Source organism: Alkalihalophilus lindianensis (assembly GCF_032843265.1).
In the GTDB taxonomy this organism is placed as follows: domain Bacteria; phylum Bacillota; class Bacilli; order Bacillales; family Bacillaceae_D; genus Alkalihalophilus; species Alkalihalophilus lindianensis.
In genome coordinates this window covers 1-247 of record NZ_JAWJBA010000792.1, presented here as the reverse complement: position 1 = coordinate 247, position 247 = coordinate 1, and the positions used below count along the sequence as shown (strand labels likewise).

Annotated in this window: 1 protein-coding gene and 1 pseudogene; both read right to left on the bottom strand. The window is 28.3% G+C overall.

Features of this window, described 5'->3' with window-relative positions; all coding sequences use genetic code 11:
• A pseudogene (locus RYX56_RS24355) lies at positions 1-64 on the bottom strand (rRNA adenine N-6-methyltransferase family protein); the annotation flags it as partial.
• Positions 65-73: 9 nt separating this feature from the next.
• Positions 74-133 carry an erythromycin resistance leader peptide gene (locus RYX56_RS26100; protein ID WP_369293572.1) on the bottom strand — a complete coding sequence of 20 codons (60 nt, stop codon included), beginning with the start codon at positions 131-133 and terminating at the stop codon, positions 74-76.
• Between the last annotated feature and the right edge of the window lie 114 nt (positions 134-247).

Sequence of the window (247 nt, the reverse complement as noted above, 5' to 3'; positions counted from 1 at the left end):
TTTCTTTTACATGCTTTTTAGAAGTAATAAAATTTTGCGTGTATTTTGGGTTTTTCTGGTTCATTATAACCAATTATTTTTGATCTGGTTGATAATGAACCCTTTTAATGACACATATAGAAAATATACCCATACTTTTATCTCCTTTCCATTCTTATCATTATGAAAGAGATAAAGTAAAATCGACTACTGCTATGCTAGCACACATATTTGAAACCTCCATGACTTATCTTTTATGTAACTGATT